The sequence below is a fragment of the Enterobacter sp. PL1 genome, from assembly GCF_945957325.1.
GTDB lineage: Bacteria > Pseudomonadota > Gammaproteobacteria > Enterobacterales > Enterobacteriaceae > Enterobacter > Enterobacter roggenkampii.
This window is the reverse complement of the sequence record NZ_CAMFKT010000018.1, coordinates 74,884-92,040: the sequence shown is the minus strand read 5'-3', so window position 1 is coordinate 92,040 and position 17,157 is coordinate 74,884. Positions and strand designations below refer to the sequence as shown.

Annotated in this window: 20 protein-coding genes; 16 read left to right on the top strand and 4 right to left on the bottom strand. The window is 55.9% G+C overall.

What is annotated here, in order from left to right; all coding sequences use genetic code 11:
* Nucleotides 1–149: 149 nt before the first annotated feature.
* Nucleotides 150–1,055, bottom strand: coding sequence for a flagellin (locus N6P30_RS16725; RefSeq protein WP_044596654.1), 906 nt, complete (start codon nt 1,053–1,055; stop codon nt 150–152).
* Nucleotides 1,056–1,243: 188 nt separating this feature from the next.
* Nucleotides 1,244–2,176: a flagellin gene (locus N6P30_RS16720; protein WP_023293880.1), complete on the bottom strand. Its 933-nt coding sequence runs from the start codon at nt 2,174–2,176 to the stop codon at nt 1,244–1,246.
* Nucleotides 2,177–2,414: 238 nt separating this feature from the next.
* Here N6P30_RS16720 and fliD point away from each other — a divergent pair, with 238 nt between their 5' ends.
* The 4 genes from fliD to amyA all read left to right on the top strand — a co-directional run bounded on the left by fliD (nt 2,415) and on the right by amyA (nt 6,203).
* Nucleotides 2,415–3,818, top strand: a complete 1,404-nt coding sequence (gene fliD / locus N6P30_RS16715; RefSeq protein WP_023293879.1) for a flagellar filament capping protein FliD — start codon at nt 2,415–2,417, stop codon at nt 3,816–3,818.
* A 24-nt stretch (nt 3,819–3,842) separates the two neighbouring features.
* A complete protein-coding gene (gene fliS, locus N6P30_RS16710) occupies nt 3,843–4,253 on the top strand; it encodes a flagellar export chaperone FliS (RefSeq protein WP_023293878.1) in 411 nt (136 codons plus the stop codon).
* The gene (fliT, locus tag N6P30_RS16705; protein WP_023293877.1) at nt 4,253–4,612 is read left to right on the top strand and encodes a flagella biosynthesis regulatory protein FliT; all 360 of its coding nucleotides are present in this window, start codon (nt 4,253–4,255) and stop codon (nt 4,610–4,612) included. Before fliS ends, fliT begins: the two co-directional genes overlap by 1 nt.
* 103 nt (nt 4,613–4,715) lie before the next feature.
* Complete coding sequence (gene amyA, locus N6P30_RS16700) at nt 4,716–6,203, top strand: alpha-amylase (RefSeq protein WP_023293876.1); 1,488 nt, start codon at nt 4,716–4,718, stop codon at nt 6,201–6,203.
* Between the two features lie 93 nt (nt 6,204–6,296).
* Here amyA and yedD read toward each other — a convergent pair whose 3' ends face one another.
* Both yedD and fliE read right to left on the bottom strand, forming a co-directional pair.
* Nucleotides 6,297–6,710, bottom strand: coding sequence for a lipoprotein YedD (gene yedD / locus N6P30_RS16695; protein ID WP_023293875.1), 414 nt, complete (start codon nt 6,708–6,710; stop codon nt 6,297–6,299).
* Nucleotides 6,711–6,784: 74 nt separating this feature from the next.
* Nucleotides 6,785–7,099 (bottom strand): flagellar hook-basal body complex protein FliE, encoded by a 315-nt coding sequence (gene fliE, locus N6P30_RS16690; protein WP_008500329.1) that lies wholly within the window; start codon nt 7,097–7,099, stop codon nt 6,785–6,787.
* A gap of 228 nt (nt 7,100–7,327) precedes the next feature.
* Here fliE and fliF point away from each other — a divergent pair, with 228 nt between their 5' ends.
* The 12 genes from fliF to fliQ all read left to right on the top strand — a co-directional run bounded on the left by fliF (nt 7,328) and on the right by fliQ (nt 17,151).
* On the top strand, nt 7,328–9,007 hold the full coding sequence (gene fliF / locus N6P30_RS16685; protein WP_021241384.1) for a flagellar basal-body MS-ring/collar protein FliF: 1,680 nt from the start codon (nt 7,328–7,330) through the stop codon (nt 9,005–9,007).
* Nucleotides 9,000–9,998 carry a flagellar motor switch protein FliG gene (gene fliG / locus N6P30_RS16680; protein ID WP_008500327.1) on the top strand — a complete coding sequence of 333 codons (999 nt, stop codon included), beginning with the start codon at nt 9,000–9,002 and terminating at the stop codon, nt 9,996–9,998. The genes fliF and fliG overlap by 8 nt, the downstream gene beginning before the upstream one ends.
* On the top strand, nt 9,991–10,698 hold the full coding sequence (fliH, locus tag N6P30_RS16675) for a flagellar assembly protein FliH (protein ID WP_008500326.1): 708 nt from the start codon (nt 9,991–9,993) through the stop codon (nt 10,696–10,698). The genes fliG and fliH overlap by 8 nt, the downstream gene beginning before the upstream one ends.
* A complete protein-coding gene (gene fliI, locus N6P30_RS16670; protein ID WP_008500325.1) occupies nt 10,698–12,068 on the top strand; it encodes a flagellar protein export ATPase FliI in 1,371 nt (456 codons plus the stop codon). The genes fliH and fliI overlap by 1 nt, the downstream gene beginning before the upstream one ends.
* A 21-nt stretch (nt 12,069–12,089) precedes the next feature.
* Nucleotides 12,090–12,533, top strand: a complete 444-nt coding sequence (fliJ, locus tag N6P30_RS16665) for a flagellar export protein FliJ (protein WP_021241386.1) — start codon at nt 12,090–12,092, stop codon at nt 12,531–12,533.
* Nucleotides 12,530–13,762 (top strand): flagellar hook length control protein FliK, encoded by a 1,233-nt coding sequence (gene fliK / locus N6P30_RS16660; RefSeq protein ID WP_023293874.1) that lies wholly within the window; start codon nt 12,530–12,532, stop codon nt 13,760–13,762. Before fliJ ends, fliK begins: the two co-directional genes overlap by 4 nt.
* Before the next feature lie 106 nt (nt 13,763–13,868).
* Nucleotides 13,869–14,339, top strand: coding sequence for a flagellar basal body-associated protein FliL (gene fliL / locus N6P30_RS16655; RefSeq protein WP_021241388.1), 471 nt, complete (start codon nt 13,869–13,871; stop codon nt 14,337–14,339).
* Nucleotides 14,340–14,343: 4 nt separating this feature from the next.
* Nucleotides 14,344–15,348, top strand: coding sequence for a flagellar motor switch protein FliM (gene fliM, locus N6P30_RS16650; protein WP_008500320.1), 1,005 nt, complete (start codon nt 14,344–14,346; stop codon nt 15,346–15,348).
* Entirely contained in the window at nt 15,345–15,758 is a 414-nt protein-coding gene (gene fliN / locus N6P30_RS16645) for a flagellar motor switch protein FliN (RefSeq protein WP_008500318.1), read from the top strand. The genes fliM and fliN overlap by 4 nt, the downstream gene beginning before the upstream one ends.
* 2 nt (nt 15,759–15,760) lie before the next feature.
* On the top strand, nt 15,761–16,135 hold the full coding sequence (gene fliO / locus N6P30_RS16640; RefSeq protein WP_021241389.1) for a flagellar biosynthetic protein FliO: 375 nt from the start codon (nt 15,761–15,763) through the stop codon (nt 16,133–16,135).
* Complete coding sequence (gene fliP / locus N6P30_RS16635; RefSeq protein ID WP_023293873.1) at nt 16,135–16,872, top strand: flagellar type III secretion system pore protein FliP; 738 nt, start codon at nt 16,135–16,137, stop codon at nt 16,870–16,872. Before fliO ends, fliP begins: the two co-directional genes overlap by 1 nt.
* 9 nt (nt 16,873–16,881) lie before the next feature.
* Nucleotides 16,882–17,151: a flagellar biosynthesis protein FliQ gene (gene fliQ / locus N6P30_RS16630; RefSeq protein ID WP_008500315.1), complete on the top strand. Its 270-nt coding sequence runs from the start codon at nt 16,882–16,884 to the stop codon at nt 17,149–17,151.
* The last annotated feature ends 6 nt before the right edge of the window (nt 17,152–17,157 follow it).

Here is a 17,157-nt window from a genome sequence, read left to right as displayed (position 1 = left end):
AGGACGCCTACAGTTCTATTTTCAGTAATGCAATATTGTGAGGGAAAGAAGAAGGTTTAAGAGAAAAAATAGCTTGGATAATTGGGCTTAAATCTGGCGATTGGGAAATAAAAAAGGCATCCGAAGATGCCTTTTTGGCGTTATCAGAATTAACGCAACAGGGACAGCATGGTCTGTGGAACCTGGTTGGCCTGCGCCAGTACAGAAGAGCCAGCCTGCTGCAGGATCTGTGCGCGGGACATGTTGGACACTTCAGTCGCGTAGTCGGAATCCTGAATACGGCTGCGGGCAGCGGACAGGTTGTTCACGGTGTTGTTCAGGTTGGTGATGGTGGACTCGAAACGGTTCTGAGAGGCACCCAGCAGGCTGCGCTGGTTGTCTACAGATTTGATTGCCGCATCGATGTCTGCCAGCGGGTTACCATCGGTAGTACCACCGGAAGTCACGGTACCGCTCAGAACGTCGAAACCTTCTGCAGCAGTAGAACGTGCATTACCATTGATAGTCTGACCAGTGGTAACAGAGGTTGCGCCGGAGGCGTTGAACAGGTTATAGGAGTTAGAGCTGCTCAGGCTAATAGAAATGGTTTCTTGATCCTTAGAACCTACCTGGAAGCTGTAGCTGCTGGAGCCAGTGCCAGTGTTCAGCACTTTAATACCATTGAAGTCAGTCTGAGTCGTCACGCGGTTTACTTCTTCCATACGCTGGTTAACTTCAGCCTGGATGGAATCGATGTCGGAAGCAGAGTTAGAGCTGTTCTGCGCCTGAACGGTCAGATCACGGATACGCTGCAAGTTGTTGTTGATTTCGCTCAGTGCGCCTTCTGCCGTCTGCGCCAGAGAGATACCGTCGTTGGCGTTACGTGCAGCAACGGTCAGACCGTTGATGTTAGAAGTGAAACGGTTAGCGATCGCCTGACCAGCAGCATCGTCTTTTGCGCTGTTGATGCGCAGACCGGAGGACAGACGCTCAATCGCGGTGCCCAGAGAAGACTGAGATTTGCTCAGGTTGTTCTGAGTCATCAGCGACAGAGTGTTAGTATTAATCACTGCCATGATAAGTATCCTTTAATTGATTATGAGTTCCGGCTAGCTGCCAGGGGCTTCATCGCCTTCATAAAGGTTATCGACAGGGCATTTACAAACTTTAGATCTTTTGATCTTTTTTTCTTTTCTTATTTCATCTTGATTTTAAAAGAAAAAAAGCGCCGACATGCGGCGCTTTTTGTCTGTCATAACGGCGATTAACGCAGCAGGGACAGCATGGTCTGTGGAACCTGGTTGGCCTGCGCCAGTACGGAAGATCCAGCCTGCTGCAGGATCTGTGCGCGGGACATGTTGGACACTTCAGTCGCGTAGTCGGAATCCTGAATACGGCTGCGGGCAGCGGACAGGTTGTTCACGGTGTTATTTAGGTTGGTGATGGTGGACTCGAAACGGTTCTGAGAGGCACCCAGCAGGCTGCGCTGGTTGTCTACAGATTTGATTGCCTTATCGATGTCTGCCAGTGGGGTAGAACCTGCTGCGGTACCACCTGTACCACCGGTTACCGCACCGTGCAGAACGTCAAAACCTTCTGCTGCAGTCGTACGTTGGTTGCCGTTAACAACATCACCAGAAGTCATCGCTTTGGTGTTCAGCGTCGCGCCGGTGTTGCCAGCAGCTGCCAGGTTGAAGCTATCGCTAGAACTCAGAGTGATACCGATAGTTTCATTATCTTTAGAGCCAACCTGGAAGTTGTAGGTGCTTGAACCTGTACCGGTATCCAGAACTTTGATACCGTTGAAATCGGTCTGCTTGGTCACACGGTTCACTTCTTCCATACGCTGGTTAACTTCAGCCTGGATGGAGTCGATGTCGGAAGCAGAGTTAGAGCTGTTCTGTGCCTGAACGGTCAGATCACGGATACGCTGCAGGTTGTTGTTGATTTCGCTCAGTGCGCCTTCTGCCGTCTGCGCCAGAGAGATACCGTCGTTGGCGTTACGTGCAGCAACGGTCAGACCGTTGATGTTAGAGGTGAAACGGTTAGCAATCGCCTGACCAGCAGCGTCGTCTTTCGCGCTGTTGATGCGCAGACCGGAGGACAGACGCTCGATCGCGGTGCCCAGAGAAGACTGAGATTTGCTCAGGTTGTTCTGAGTCATCAGAGACAGGGTGTTAGTATTAATAACAGCCATGATGTATTCCTTTGAAAAAGTTATCAGATTTAGGCATCTGCCTACGGCTTTCTCACCGTCAATGAGGTTATCGACCGCCCTTTCTCAAGCTTTAGGAAAAAAAATCATTTTTTTAAACCTGTAAACTGCCCGAATTTCTCCCTCTTTATTTACGCATTGTTTTTTTTAAATAACGCTAATCTTTTTCTCGTTTCTGCCGATAGACCATCCAGCGATTGTCTCAATAAAGGATGAAAAAATGGCAAGTATTAGTTCACTCGGCGCAGGTACTTCACTGGACCTCAATACGTTGTATGACAATTTACAGACAGCTGAGCAAACCAAGCTAAAGCCTATCACTACCCAGCAAACGTCATATAAAGCCAAGCTGACAGCATGGGGGGTGGTGCAGACAGCACTCACTAAATTACAGACTGCTTCAGATGCATTAAAAAATACCTCTGCTATTGCACAATCAAAGGTTTCCAGCACTAACACAGCGTTTAGTGCGACGCTTGCCAGCAGCGCAGCTGCAGGATCTTATTCCGTTGAAGTAACGCAACTGGCGGCAGCGCAGTCTCTGTTGAGCCCTAAAGTCGGCAGCAAGGATACAGAACTCGGCGACAGCAGCATGAGCACGCGCACCCTCACAATCACTCAGCCGGGGCAGAAAGATCCGTTAACAATCACCCTGGCGAGCGATAAGACAAGCCTTGCCGATGTGCGTGACGCTATTAACGCCAAGCAGGGAAGCGTAAGCGCCAGCATCATCAAAGCGGATGACAACAGTTATTACTTAGCGCTGACTTCCCGTGATACCGGTACAGCAAACGAGATGACCATTACGACGGATGATAGTCAACTGGCACAATACGTCAGCTACAATCCATCCAGCGCCACCAATGTGATGAGTGAACAGGTTCCAGCTGCCGACGCTAAAGTCAATATCAACGGTATCGAGATCGTTCGTAGCAGTAATGCCATCACGGATGCACCAGAGGGCGTTACCCTAAACCTGACGAAGACCAATAAAGGCAGCCCGGAGACATTGTCAATTGTCAAAGACAACCAGCCAATGACCGATGCCATTCAGGCTTTTGTGGATGCGTATAACTCTCTGCAGACCACCATTGCCAATCAGACGAAATATACGGCGGTCGATCAGGGAAGCACCAACCAGGACAGCAGCAATGGCGATCTGTTGGGCGACGGAACGCTACGTAATATTCAGACCCGCCTGCGCTCGATGATTTCGGCTAGTCAGGGCTCAGGCGATCTGGCCACCTTATCGCAGATTGGGATTACGCAGGATATCACCGGTAAGCTGACGGTGGACAGTACCAAGCTCAACAAGGCACTGAACGAAAAATCGGCCGACGTCGTCGCATTCCTGTCCGGCGATGGAAAAACCACCGGTTTTGCCACCCAGACCAGCAGTCTGCTGAAAGACATGCTCGGAACTGATGGTTCCGTACAGAATGCCACCGCGGGCATCAACAAGACGCTGAAAAAACTGTCGGACGAATACGATCGCGTAAACGCGCAGATCACTGCCACCATGGCACGTTATAAAACGCAATTTACCAGTCTGAGCCAGCTTGTCTCAAAGATGGATCAGACCGGAAGCTATCTGACCCAACAGTTCAACGCCATGAACCGTTAATAAATGATGAATTGAGGTTTTACCATGTATACAAAATCGGGAATTCAGGCATATGCTCAGGTCGGCGTTGAATCGGCCGTTCTGAGTGCCAGCCCACATCAACTGGTTGTGCTTCTTTTTGATGGCGCATTAAGCGCCATGAAGAAAGCCATCATTTTGATTGAACAAGGTGATATTCCCGGTAAAGGGCAGGCCATAAGTAAAGCAATCAATATCATCAGCAACGGTTTGCAGTCAGGTCTAAACCATGAGGTCGGTGGCGACCTGGCGGCAAATCTCGATAGTCTTTATGACTATATGACCAGGCGTCTTTTACAGGCTAATCTTCATAACGACATCAATGCCATTAATGAAGTAGTGGAGTTACTCAATAACATTGCTGATGCCTGGAAAGAGATAGGCCCTCATTCTCAAAACATGCGGGACAATTACTAATGGACGTCCATCTCAGCTTGCTCCAACATTATCAGCAGTTATTAACAACCAGTAACATTATGCTTGTTCTCACCCAGGCGGGGCGCTGGGATGAGCTTATCGCTTACGAAGTTGACTACCTGACATCAGTTGAAAAACTGACTATGTTCCAGGATGCCAGCGAAATTCCGCCTCATATTCAGGCTCAAATACGCCCTATTCTGAAAAAAATACTCGATAATGAAATCGAGTTGAAAACCTTGCTGCACCAGCGTATGGAAGAGCTGAAAGCATTAGTTGGACAGACGTCGAGACAACATAATCTGAACTCAACATATGGACGTTTATCAGGAAATGTTCTCTTTCCATCAGATCTCTAGTCTGAATATGGTATTTTGCGGATGAATAAAATTTTGTTATTTCATCCGCGTTTTATTCTCATTTCACCCATACTCACTGTGTTCTCAATATGGAGCACGGACGATGAAAAACCCCACCCTGTTACAATGTTTTCACTGGTACTACCCTGCTGGCGGTGAATTGTGGCGAGAGGTCACGGCGCTAGCCCCCAATCTTAACGAAATCGGCATTAACATGATCTGGCTCCCGCCCGCCTATAAAGGCGCGTCAGGCGGGTATTCTGTCGGCTATGACTCCTATGACCTGTTCGATCTGGGCGAGTTTGACCAGAAAGGCAGTATCGCCACGAAATACGGTGACAAAGCGCAACTGCTGGAAGCCATCGACGCCCTCAAGCGCAACGACATTGCCGTACTGCTGGACGTGGTGGTGAACCACAAAATGGGTGCCGATGAAAAAGAGCCCGTCCGCGTTCAGCGCGTGAACGAGCAGGATCGCACGCAGATCGACGATGAGGTCATCGAGTGTGAAGCCTGGACCCGCTATACCTTCCCTGCCCGCGCCGGGCAATATTCGCAGTTTATCTGGGACTACAAATGCTTCAGCGGCGTCGACCACATTGAAAACCCCGATGAAGACGGCATTTTTAAAATCGTCAACGACTACACCGGCGAAGGCTGGAACGATCAGGTTGATGATGAGATGGGTAACTTCGACTATCTGATGGGCGAAAATATCGACTTTCGCAATCACGCCGTCACCGAGGAGATCAAATACTGGGCCCGCTGGGTCATGGAACAGACGCGCTGCGACGGTTTTCGCCTGGACGCCGTCAAGCATATTCCCGCCTGGTTCTACAAAGAGTGGATTGACCACGTCCAGGAGGTCGCCGACCAGCCGCTGTTTATCGTGGCGGAATACTGGTCCCATGAGGTGGATAAACTTCAGGCCTATATCGACCAGGTCGAAGGCAAAACCATGCTGTTTGATGCCCCCCTGCAGATGAAATTCCACGAGGCGTCACGTCAGGGCCGGGATTACGACATGAGCCAAATCTTTACCGGCACGCTGGTGGAAGCCGATCCGTTTCATGCGGTGACCCTCGTCGCAAACCATGACACCCAGCCTTTGCAGGCGCTGGAAGCCCCGGTCGAAGCCTGGTTTAAACCGCTGGCGTATGCGCTGATCCTGCTGCGGGAAAATGGCGTGCCGAGCGTCTTTTATCCTGACCTCTTTGGCGCCAGCTATGACGATACGGGTGGAGACGGTGAAACGTACCATATTGATATGCCTGTGATTGAGCAGCTCCACGAGCTGATCCTCGCGCGCCAGCGATTTGCCCACGGCGTGCAGACGCTCTTTTTTGACCATCCTAACTGCATCGCCTTCAGCCGCAGCGGCACGGAAGACGATCCCGGCTGCGTGGTGGTGATGTCGAACGGGGACGACGGCGAGAAGGTAATTTGCCTGGGGGAAAACTACGGCAACAAAACGTGGCGTGATTTTCTCGGCAATCGCGAAGAAACGGTCACCACGGCGGAGGATGGCGAAGGGACTTTTACCTGCAAAGGCGGAAGCGTAAGCGTGTGGGTAATTGAGGATGCGTTGTAGAAACCATGCCGGGTGGCGGCTTCGCCTTACCCGGCCTACGGGAAGGCACTTTTGTAGGCCGGGTAAGCGTCAGCGCCACCCGGCAACAAACGGCTAAGGTAGTTTACTCTCCAGCGGATGCTTGCTCAGGTAATCGGCACACTCAACCGTTGGGCGATCGACCTTCTGCAGCTCCAGCCCGTCGTACTCAAGCGTCGAGCCATCGCGCTCCAGCGGATAAATATCCAGCTTGCGCGTCACGTTGTAATAACTGTCTGAACGCAGCATGATTTTACCCGGCACGGCAATCACGCGCTGCCACTGACGGCAGTCCAGCGTATCGCCCTCTTCCGTCACCACCAGCGTGGCAATCGCTTCAGGGCTGACCATTTTGCTCTGCGGCCCTTTTGACTGCCAGTATCCCGCCAGATGCGCCGGGACAGGATGCTTGATCACCTCTTTATAATTATCGACTTGAACGCACCCGGTCAGTGCCAGCAGCGCGCCAGCAATTGCTATTTTTTTCATCATCTTTCCTGCATTCGAAGAAAAAAATATTGTGGCATTAAAGCGCTGCGGCTGCCAGCGAAGATCGACAGGTCTTAGACCTGCATCCCCATGACCTCTTGATAAGCCGACACCAGCTTGTTACGCACCTGGATCCCCATCTGCAGGGAAACCGAGGCTTTTTGCAAATCGGTCATCACATCATTCAGCGCCACGCCCGGCTCGCCGAGGGTGAATTTTTCTGCCTGCGTGCGCGCTGCGGTCTGGGTATCACTGATACGGTCAAGAGCGGCATGCAGTTGCCCTGCAAAGCTGATGCTCGGCTGCTGATCTGCCACATTCTGATTACGGGCCGTCATCGCCGTTGCCTGCAGCTGACTGATTACCCCTTCAATGCCCTGTATAGCCATGACTCTCCCCTGGATGGTTTTTTACGCGGTCAAGACTAACAGCTTGTCAATAAGATAATGGCGGTAAATAGCATGAAAAAACCAGGTTATTTGACGCATAGAAAATCACGAATCATCAAATAATGGCAGGGCCATCAATATGGAACATTTGTCGTGTTTGCCGACCCGGGAGTCAGTTTTGTTTCTCTACACGAATAACGTAAACCACCAGGATTTAAGAGGTGCGCAATGAGTGCAACAGCATCGACAGCGCCGCAGAATAAATCACTCGAGTGGATGAACCGCCTTCGCGCGAATCCTAAAATCCCGTTGATCGTGGCAGGCGCTGCCGCAATTGCGATCCTTGTAGCGATGGTCCTGTGGGCGAAAAGCCCTGATTACCGGACGCTCTACAGTAACCTTTCCGATCAGGATGGCGGCGCCATCGTCACCCAGCTGACCCAGATGAACATCCCTTATCGCTTTGCCGATAATGGCGGTGCGCTGGAGGTCCCGGCAGATAAGGTGCACGAACTGCGTCTGCGCCTGGCCCAGCAGGGGCTGCCGAAGGGCGGCGCGGTAGGCTTTGAGCTGCTGGATCAGGAAAAATTCGGTATCAGCCAGTTCAGCGAGCAGGTGAACTACCAGCGTGCGCTGGAAGGTGAGCTGGCCCGCACCATTGAAACATTAGGCCCGGTGAAGAGTGCCCGCGTGCACCTGGCGATGCCTAAACCTTCCTTATTTGTCCGCGAACAGAAATCACCTTCGGCTTCCGTGACCGTGAACCTCGAGCCTGGCCGCGCGCTGGACGAAGGGCAAATCAGCGCGGTGACGCACCTCGTCTCCAGCGCCGTCGCCGGTCTGCCGCCGGGTAACGTGACGCTGGTTGACCAGAGCGGTCACCTGCTGACGCAATCCAATACCGCCGGTCGCGATCTGAATGACGCGCAGCTGAAATATGCCGCCGATGTGGAAAGCCGTCTCCAGCGCCGTATCGAAGCGATCCTGGGTCCGGTGGTGGGCAACAGCAACGTGCACGCGCAGGTCACCGCGCAGATCGACTTCTCGAATAAAGAACAAACCGAAGAGCAGTACAGCCCGAACGGCGATGCGGCGCAGGCGGTTATGCGTTCGCGCCAGATCAACACCAGCGAGCAGATTGGCGGCGCAAACCCGGGCGGCGTGCCGGGCGCGCTGTCTAACCAGCCTGCCCCGGCTAACGCGGCGCCGATCTCTACGCCGCCGGCCAATCAGCAGAACGGCCAGCAGAATAACCAGCAGACCACCTCAACGGCGACGAACAGCGGTCCACGAAACAGCAGCCGTAACGAAACCACGAACTACGAAGTGGATAGAACGATTCGCCACACTAAACTGAACGTGGGCGATATTCAGCGTCTCTCCGTTGCGGTAGTGGTGAACTACAAAACGCTGGCGGATGGCAAACCGTTGCCGTTGACCGCCGAGCAGATGAAGCAGATTGAAAACCTGACCCGTGAAGCGATGGGTTACTCCGAGAAGCGCGGCGATACCCTCAACGTGGTGAACTCACCGTTCAACTCGGTGGAAGAGACCGGCGGTGAACTGCCGTTCTGGCAACAGCAGGCGTTTATCGACCAGCTGATGTCCGCAGGACGCTGGCTGCTGGTGCTGATTGTCGCGTGGCTGCTGTGGCGCAAGGGCGTTCGTCCTCAGCTCCAGCGCCGTGCTGAAGCCGAAAAAGCGGCTCGCGAGCAGATGAATGCGCGTCAGGAAACGGAAGAAGCGGTTGAAGTGCGCCTCAGCAAAGATGAACAGATGCAGCAGCGCCGCGCTAACCAGCGCATGGGTGCCGAGGTGATGAGCCAGCGCATTCGCGAAATGTCAGATAACGATCCGCGCGTCGTGGCGCTGGTCATCCGTCAGTGGATGGGTAACGAACATGAGTAATACGCTTACGGGCACCGATAAAAGCGTCATCCTGCTGATGACCATTGGCGAAGATCGCGCGGCAGAGGTGTTTAAACACCTCTCCCAGCGGGAAGTGCAAATTCTCAGTGCGGCGATGGCCAACGTGCGTCAAATCTCCAACAAGCAGCTGACCGAAGTGCTGTCGGAGTTTGAGCAGGAAGCCGAACAGTTTGCCGCGCTGAACGTCAACGCCAACGACTACCTGCGTTCCGTGCTGGTCAAGGCGCTGGGCGAAGAGCGTGCCGCCAGCCTGCTGGAAGATATTCTGGAAACGCGCGATACCGCCAGCGGTATCGAAACGCTCAACTTTATGGAACCGCAGAGTGCCGCGGACCTTATTCGCGACGAGCACCCGCAGATTATCGCCACCATCCTTGTCCACCTCAAACGTGGTCAGGCGGCCGATATTCTGGCGCTGTTCGAAGAGCGCCTGCGTCACGATGTGATGCTGCGTATCGCCACCTTCGGCGGCGTTCAGCCTGCCGCGCTGGCGGAGCTGACCGAGGTGCTGAACAACCTGCTCGACGGCCAGAACCTCAAGCGCAGCAAAATGGGCGGCGTGAGAACGGCGGCAGAAATCATCAACCTGATGAAAACGCAGCAGGAAGAGGCCGTCATTACGGCGGTTCGCGAATTCGACGGCGAGCTGGCACAGAAAATCATCGACGAGATGTTCCTGTTCGAAAACCTCGTCGAAGTGGACGACCGCAGCATCCAGCGCCTGCTCCAGGAAGTGGATTCCGAGTCGCTGCTTATCGCCCTCAAAGGCGCCGAGCAGCCGCTGCGCGAGAAGTTCCTGCGCAACATGTCTCAACGTGCGGCCGATATCCTGCGCGACGACCTTGCCAACCGTGGCCCGGTTCGTCTGTCTCAGGTGGAAAACGAACAGAAAGCCATTCTGCTTATTGTTCGTCGTCTGGCGGAAACCGGCGAGATGGTGATTGGCAGCGGAGACGACACCTATGTCTAATGAGCTGCCGTGGAAGCGCTGGACGCCGGACGATCTGGCCCCTCCCCTCTCCGAGTTCACGCCAGCCGCGATCCCGACCGAGGCGCTTGACCCGGACGTCGAGCAGCCCGAGCTGAGCGAAGAGGAGCAGCAGGCGCAAATGCTGGCTCAGCTGCAAATGCAGGCGCACGAGCAGGGCTACAATGCCGGTCTGAACGAAGGCCGACAGAAAGGCCACGAGCTGGGGTATCAGGAAGGCCTGGCGAAAGGGTTAGAGCACGGTATCGATCAGGCGCGCCAGCAGCAGGCGCCGATCCATGCCCGCATGCAGCAGCTGGTCAGCGAGTTTCAGCACACGCTGGACGCGCTGGACAGCGTGATTGCCTCGCGACTGATGCAGATGGCGCTGGAAGCCGCGCGTCAGGTGATCGGCCAGACGCCCGTGGTGGATAACACGGCGCTAATCAAACAAATTCAGGGTCTGCTGCAGCAGGAGCCGCTGTTCAGCGGGAAGCCGCAGCTGCGCGTCCACCCGGACGACCTGCAGCGCGTGGAAGAGAGCCTGGGTGCGACGCTAAACCTGCACGGCTGGCGTCTGCGCGGCGACCCGTCGTTACATCACGGCGGCTGCAAAGTTTCTGCCGATGAAGGCGATCTGGATGCAAGCGTCGCCACCCGCTGGCAGGAACTGTGTCGCCTGGCGGCACCGGGAGTCGTCTGATGACCGCACGCCTCACCCGCTGGCTCACCACGCTCGACAACTTTGAGACGAAGATGGCGCAACTGCCCTCTGTTCGTCGTTATGGGCGGCTGACGCGCGCCACCGGTCTGGTCCTGGAGGCCACCGGCCTGCAGCTTCCGCTGGGCGCGACCTGCGTGATTGAGCGTCAGGACGGTCTTGAAACGCGTGAAGTAGAAAGCGAAGTGGTCGGGTTCAACGGCCAGCGCCTGTTCCTGATGCCGCTTGAAGAGGTGGAAGGTATTCTGCCCGGCGCGCGCGTGTATGCCAAAAACACGTCCGGCGATGGGCTGCAAAGCGGGAAACAGCTGCCGCTTGGTCCTGCCCTGCTGGGTCGCGTGCTGGACGGCAGCGGGAAGCCGCTCGACGGGCTGCCCTCCCCGGACACCACCGAAACCGGCGCATTAATTACCCAGCCGTTTAACCCCCTGCAGCGAACCCCTATCGAGCATGTGCTCGACACCGGCGTGCGCCCGATTAACGCCCTGCTGACCGTGGGACGCGGGCAACGTATGGGCCTGTTCGCCGGGTCAGGCGTGGGTAAATCCGTCCTGCTCGGCATGATGGCGCGCTACACCCAGGCGGACGTTATCGTCGTGGGCCTGATCGGCGAGCGCGGTCGTGAAGTAAAAGACTTTATTGAAAACATTCTGGGTGCGGAAGGCCGAGCCCGCTCGGTGGTCATTGCCGCACCGGCGGACGTGTCGCCGTTACTGCGTATGCAGGGGGCAGCCTATGCCACCCGCATCGCCGAAGATTTTCGTGACCGCGGCAAGCACGTGCTGCTGATCATGGATTCGCTGACCCGCTACGCGATGGCGCAGCGTGAAATCGCGCTGGCTATCGGTGAGCCACCGGCGACCAAAGGCTACCCGCCTTCGGTCTTCGCCAAACTCCCTGCCCTGGTGGAACGTGCGGGGAACGGCATCAGCGGCGGCGGCTCCATCACCGCGTTCTATACGGTGCTGACCGAAGGCGATGACCAGCAGGATCCGATTGCCGACTCCGCGCGCGCGATCCTTGACGGTCATATCGTGCTGTCTCGTCGTCTGGCCGAAGCCGGACACTATCCGGCGATAGATATTGAAGCCTCTATCAGCCGCGCGATGACGGCGCTGATAACCGAGAAACACTACGCCCGCGTGCGTAACTTTAAACAACTCCTCTCCAGCTTCCAGCGCAACCGCGATCTGGTCAGCGTGGGGGCGTATGCCAAAGGCAGCGACCCGATGCTCGACAAAGCGATTACCCTGTGGCCGCAGCTGGAGGCATTTTTGCAACAAGGCATTTTTGAACGTGCCGACTGGGAAGATTCAATTCAGGCTCTGGAGCTGATTTTCCCGCAGGTGTAACACAGGTGGAGGGCGAAGGTCATGGCGCAAAACAGCGCGTTATCAACGCTGAAAGATCTGGCTGAAAAAGAAGTTGATGATGCCGCATTGCAGCTTGGCGCAATGCGACGCGGGTGCCAGCAGGCTGAAGAACAGTTGAAGATGTTAATCGACTATCAGCATGAATATCGCACCAACCTCAATACCGATATGACACAGGGCATTGGAAGCCAGCGCTGGATTAACTATCAGCAGTTTATCCAGACGCTGGAGAAGGCGATAGATCAGCATCGCCAGCAGCTTCACCAGTGGACCCAGAAAGTCGATACCGCGCTGAATTTCTGGCGCGAGAAGAAGCAGCGACTGCAGGCCTGGCAGACCTTACAGGACCGACAGATTGCGGCAACGACCCTGGCGGAAAACCGCCTGGATCAGAAAAAAATGGATGAGTTTGCCCAGCGCGCATCAATGAGGAAACCGGAATGATCACACTGCAACAACTGCTGATGAGCGACAGCGACCTGTCAGGCGGTACGCAGACAGGAAAAGGCACCGACGGTGCACAGGACTTTCTCGCGCTGCTTGCGGGCGCCCTGTCGGACGCGACGGGCAAGGGCAACGATGCGCCCCTGACGCTGGCTGACCTGAAAGCCGCCGGCAGCAAGCTGTCCCACGTTGCTCAGGACGCCAAAGGGGATACCACCCTGCAGGCCAAAATTGCCGACCTGCTCTCGCGTCAAACTGCGCTGAATGGCGATGAAACGTCGCCCGTCACGTCGCTTGATACGCTGGTAACCGGGCTGGTGCCGCTGTCAAAGGGTGATGCCCTGAAAACGCTTAATGCGGTCAACAGCAAAGATGACGGCAAAAACGAGCTGAGCGAAGAGGAGCTGGCCGGGTTAAGCGCGCTGATGGCCATGCTGCCGCACCAGCAGACCAGCACCTCACGTGCGGCAGGCAGTGACGGTGTGTCCGCCACCGCAACGCTGAGTTCAGCGGCGCTGACGCAAAACGGCGCGGGCCAGCCGTCCCTGAACGCGCTTCCGGGAAGCCATGATAAAGCCCAGAGTGCTGCGCCTTATCAGAGCCAGGCGAAAAACAGCGACCCGGCCCTGTCGGGTAACGCGCCGGCCACGCCGGCCGTGGCCGCAACGGCAGAGAAGCAGGAGCTTGCCAGTTCCTCCTCCTCAGCCTCACCGACGGCAACCCTGGCACCGATTATGTCCAGCCATGCGACCAGTCAGACGGCCGCCACCGTCGCCACCGCGCCGGTGTTAAGCCAGCCTCTGGGTACGCATGAATGGCAGCAGTCCCTGAGCCAGCACATCACCCTGTTCACTAAACAGGGCCAGCAGACAGCCGAGCTGCGTCTGCACCCGGAAGATCTGGGTCAGGTGCAAATTTCGCTTAAGCTGGATGATAACCAGGCGCAGCTGCAGATGGTTTCTGCGCACAGCCATGTCCGTGCGGCGCTGGAAGCCGCGCTGCCGGTCCTGCGAACCTCACTGGCGGAGAACGGCATTCAGCTTGCGCAAAGCAGCGTCAGCAGCGAGAGCTTTGCCGGGCAGCAGCAGTCCTCATCCCAGCAGCAGCACCAGGCTTCGCGTTCCGGCAACACCGGCGGCTTTAATGACGAGAGCGATGAGTTACTGCCTGTCCCTGCCGCTCTGCAATCCGCCGCGCGCGGTAACAGTGCCGTAGACATCTTCGCCTAAACGCCAGAGGTAGCGTGATTATCCCCGTCTTTTCCACGCTTTGACGACAGCAGGACACGGGATAATCACCTTATTAAGCTGTACCGAAACAGGAAGCTCGTATCAGATGACTGACTCCGCTATCACCAAAAAAAGTAAGCGTTCCATCTGGATCCCGCTGCTGGTGTTGATCACGCTCGCCGCCTGCGCTACCGCGGGCTATAGTTACTGGCGTATGCAGCAGGAACCTTCGACCGCTGCGGCCAAAGCCGAACCTGCACCACCGCCGGCGCCGGTATTTTTCCCTCTGGACACCTTCACCGTGAACCTCGGTGACGCGGATCGTGTGCTGTATGTCGGTATTACGCTGCGCCTGAAGGATGAAGCCACGCGCGCGCGTCTGAATGATTATCTTCCGGAGGTGCGTAGCCGCCTTCTGCTGCTGTTCTCTCGTCAGGACGCTTCGGCGCTGGCCACCGATGTGGGTAAGCAAAAGCTGGTCGACGCCATTAAACAAACGCTGGCGACCCCGCTGGTAAACGGCCAACCTAAGCAGGAAGTCACTGACGTTCTGTATACAGCCTTCATTCTGCGGTAACGACATGGGCGACAGTATTCTTTCTCAGGCAGAAATCGATGCGCTGCTCAACGGCGACAGCGATAAAAGTGATGATCCGCAACCGGGTATTGGCGGCGATAGCGATATTCGTCCCTATGACCCGAATACCCAGCGTCGCGTGGTACGTGAACGTCTGCAGGCGCTGGAGATCATTAACGAACGTTTTGCACGTCAGTTCCGTATGGGGCTGTTTAACCTGCTGCGTCGTAGCCCGGATATTACGGTCGGTGCGATCCGCATTCAGCCGTATCACGAGTTTGCCCGCAACCTGCCGGTGCCAACCAACCTTAACCTGATTCATCTGAAGCCGCTGCGCGGCACCGGTCTGGTGGTGTTTTCCCCAAGCCTGGTGTTCATCGCGGTGGATAACCTGTTCGGCGGCGACGGGCGTTTCCCGACCAAAGTAGAAGGTCGCGAATTCACCCACACCGAACAGCGCGTCATTAACCGCATGCTGAAGCTGGCGCTGGAGTCCTACAGCGACGCGTGGAAAGCGATTAACCCGCTGGAAGTGGAGTACGTCCGTTCTGAGATGCAGGTGAAATTTACCAACATCACCACCTCCCCGAACGATATCGTCGTGAACACGCCGTTCCACGTGGAGATCGGTAACCTGACCGGCGAGTTCAACATCTGCCTGCCGTTCAGCATGATCGAACCGCTGCGCGAGCTGCTGGTTAACCCGCCGCTGGAGAACTCGCGCAACGAAGACCAGAACTGGCGTGAAAACCTGGTCCGCCAGGTCCAGCATTCGCAGCTTGAGCTGGTGGCGAGCTTCGCCGATATCCCGCTGCGGTTATCTCAGATCCTGAAATTACAACCCGGTGATGTTTTGCCGATAGAAAAACCCGACCGCATTATTGCCCATGTGGATGGTGTCCCCGTGCTGACAAGCCAGTACGGCACGATTAACGGTCAGTATGCGTTACGCGTTGAGCACTTGATCAACCCGATTTTGAATTCGCTGAATGAGGAACAGCCCAAATGAGTGACATGAACAATCCGTCCGATGAAAACAGCGGAGCACTGGACGATCTGTGGGCTGACGCGTTAAACGAGCAAAAAGCGACCCCGGCCAAAAGCGCAGCGGATGCCGTATTCCAGCAGCTTGGCGGCGGTGACGTCAGCGGCACGCTGCAGGATATCGACCTGATTATGGATATCCCGGTTAAGCTGACCGTTGAGCTGGGACGCACCCGCATGACCATTAAAGAGCTGCTGCGCCTGACGCAGGGCTCCGTAGTAGCCCTTGACGGTCTGGCCGGCGAGCCGCTGGATATTCTGATCAACGGCTATCTGATTGCTCAGGGTGAAGTGGTGGTGGTGGCCGATAAATACGGCGTACGCATCACCGACATCATTACCCCGTCTGAACGTATGCGTCGTCTGAGCCGTTAAGCATGAAAACCCAGGCAACAGTATCGCAACCTTCTGCCGTTCCCGGCTCGCCTCTGCTCCAGGTGAGCGGGGCGTTGTTCGGTATTATTGCCTTTATTCTTATCGCCGCCTGGCTGGCGAAGCGCTTTGGCCTGGCGGGGAAAACCGCCGGTGCCCGCGGGCTGAAGGTCAGCGCCAGCACTACGCTGGGGCCGCGTGAACGCGTGGTCATCGTCGAGGTGGACGACGCGCGCCTGGTCCTGGGCGTCACGGCGTCAAACATCAGCGTGTTACATAAACTGCCGCCCGCCCCTGCTGTGGTGGACGAGCGTGCAGAGGCCCCTGCGGATTTCCAGTCCGTGATGAAGAGTTTGCTTAAGCGTTCCGGGAGATCCTGATGCGCCGTTTGTTATCCCTGACGCTTGCGGGCGTTGGCCTGTTTACTCCCGCGGTCTATGCGCAACTGCCCGGTCTGGTTTCTACCCCGCTCGCGGGCGGCGGCCAAAGCTGGTCGCTTCCGGTTCAGACGCTGGTGTTCATCACCTCGCTGACGTTTATTCCGGCCATCCTGCTGATGATGACCAGCTTCACCCGCATCATCATCGTTTTTGGTCTGCTGCGAAACGCGCTCGGCACCCCTTCCGCTCCGCCAAACCAGGTTCTGCTCGGGCTGGCGCTGTTTTTGACCTTTTTCATTATGTCGCCGGTGATCGATAAGATTTACACCGACGCCTACCAGCCGTTCAGCGAAGATAAAATCTCCATGCAGGAAGCGCTGGATAAAGGCGCGCAGCCGCTGCGGGAATTTATGCTGCGTCAGACGCGCGAAGCGGATCTGGCCCTCTTTGCCCGCCTGTCCAACACCGGCGAGCTGCAGGGACCGGAAGCGGTGCCCATGCGTATTCTGCTGCCCGCCTATGTGACCAGCGAGCTGAAAACCGCATTCCAGATTGGCTTTACCATCTTTATTCCGTTCCTGATTATTGACCTGGTGATCGCCAGCGTCCTGATGGCGCTCGGGATGATGATGGTGCCGCCCGCGACCATCGCCCTGCCCTTTAAGATCATGCTCTTTGTGCTGGTCGACGGCTGGCAGCTGCTGGTCAGCTCGCTGGCGCAGAGTTTCTACAGTTAAGGAACGGCAATGACACCCGAATCGGTCATGATGATGGGCACGGAGGCGATGAAAATCGCGATTGCCGTTGCCGCGCCGCTGCTGCTTGTCGCGCTGGTTACCGGTCTGATTATCAGTATTCTCCAGGCCGCCACGCAGATTAACGAAATGACGCTGTCGTTCATCCCGAAAATTATCGCCGTGTTCGTGGCGATTATCGTGGCCGGGCCGTGGATGCTGAACCTGCTGCTGGACTATATGCGCAACCTGTTTACCAACCTGCCGTACATCATCGGCTGACCTGAC

Bases quoted from the DNA above. Each gene is read 5' to 3' on its own strand.
- N6P30_RS16725 (WP_044596654.1), bottom strand. From the start codon at position 1,055: ATGGCAGTGATTAATACTAACACTCTGTCGCTGATGACTCAGAACAAC.
- N6P30_RS16720 (WP_023293880.1), bottom strand. From the start codon at position 2,176: ATGGCTGTTATTAATACTAACACCCTGTCTCTGATGACTCAGAACAAC.
- fliD (WP_023293879.1), top strand. From the start codon at position 2,415: ATGGCAAGTATTAGTTCACTCGGCGCAGGTACTTCACTGGACCTCAAT.
- fliS (WP_023293878.1), top strand. From the start codon at position 3,843: ATGTATACAAAATCGGGAATTCAGGCATATGCTCAGGTCGGCGTTGAA.
- fliT (WP_023293877.1), top strand. From the start codon at position 4,253: ATGGACGTCCATCTCAGCTTGCTCCAACATTATCAGCAGTTATTAACA.
- amyA (WP_023293876.1), top strand. From the start codon at position 4,716: ATGAAAAACCCCACCCTGTTACAATGTTTTCACTGGTACTACCCTGCT.
- yedD (WP_023293875.1), bottom strand. From the start codon at position 6,710: ATGAAAAAAATAGCAATTGCTGGCGCGCTGCTGGCACTGACCGGGTGC.
- fliE (WP_008500329.1), bottom strand. From the start codon at position 7,099: ATGGCTATACAGGGCATTGAAGGGGTAATCAGTCAGCTGCAGGCAACG.
- fliF (WP_021241384.1), top strand. From the start codon at position 7,328: ATGAGTGCAACAGCATCGACAGCGCCGCAGAATAAATCACTCGAGTGG.
- fliG (WP_008500327.1), top strand. From the start codon at position 9,000: ATGAGTAATACGCTTACGGGCACCGATAAAAGCGTCATCCTGCTGATG.
- fliH (WP_008500326.1), top strand. From the start codon at position 9,991: ATGTCTAATGAGCTGCCGTGGAAGCGCTGGACGCCGGACGATCTGGCC.
- fliI (WP_008500325.1), top strand. From the start codon at position 10,698: ATGACCGCACGCCTCACCCGCTGGCTCACCACGCTCGACAACTTTGAG.
- fliJ (WP_021241386.1), top strand. From the start codon at position 12,090: ATGGCGCAAAACAGCGCGTTATCAACGCTGAAAGATCTGGCTGAAAAA.
- fliK (WP_023293874.1), top strand. From the start codon at position 12,530: ATGATCACACTGCAACAACTGCTGATGAGCGACAGCGACCTGTCAGGC.
- fliL (WP_021241388.1), top strand. From the start codon at position 13,869: ATGACTGACTCCGCTATCACCAAAAAAAGTAAGCGTTCCATCTGGATC.
- fliM (WP_008500320.1), top strand. From the start codon at position 14,344: ATGGGCGACAGTATTCTTTCTCAGGCAGAAATCGATGCGCTGCTCAAC.
- fliN (WP_008500318.1), top strand. From the start codon at position 15,345: ATGAGTGACATGAACAATCCGTCCGATGAAAACAGCGGAGCACTGGAC.
- fliO (WP_021241389.1), top strand. From the start codon at position 15,761: ATGAAAACCCAGGCAACAGTATCGCAACCTTCTGCCGTTCCCGGCTCG.
- fliP (WP_023293873.1), top strand. From the start codon at position 16,135: ATGCGCCGTTTGTTATCCCTGACGCTTGCGGGCGTTGGCCTGTTTACT.
- fliQ (WP_008500315.1), top strand. From the start codon at position 16,882: ATGACACCCGAATCGGTCATGATGATGGGCACGGAGGCGATGAAAATC.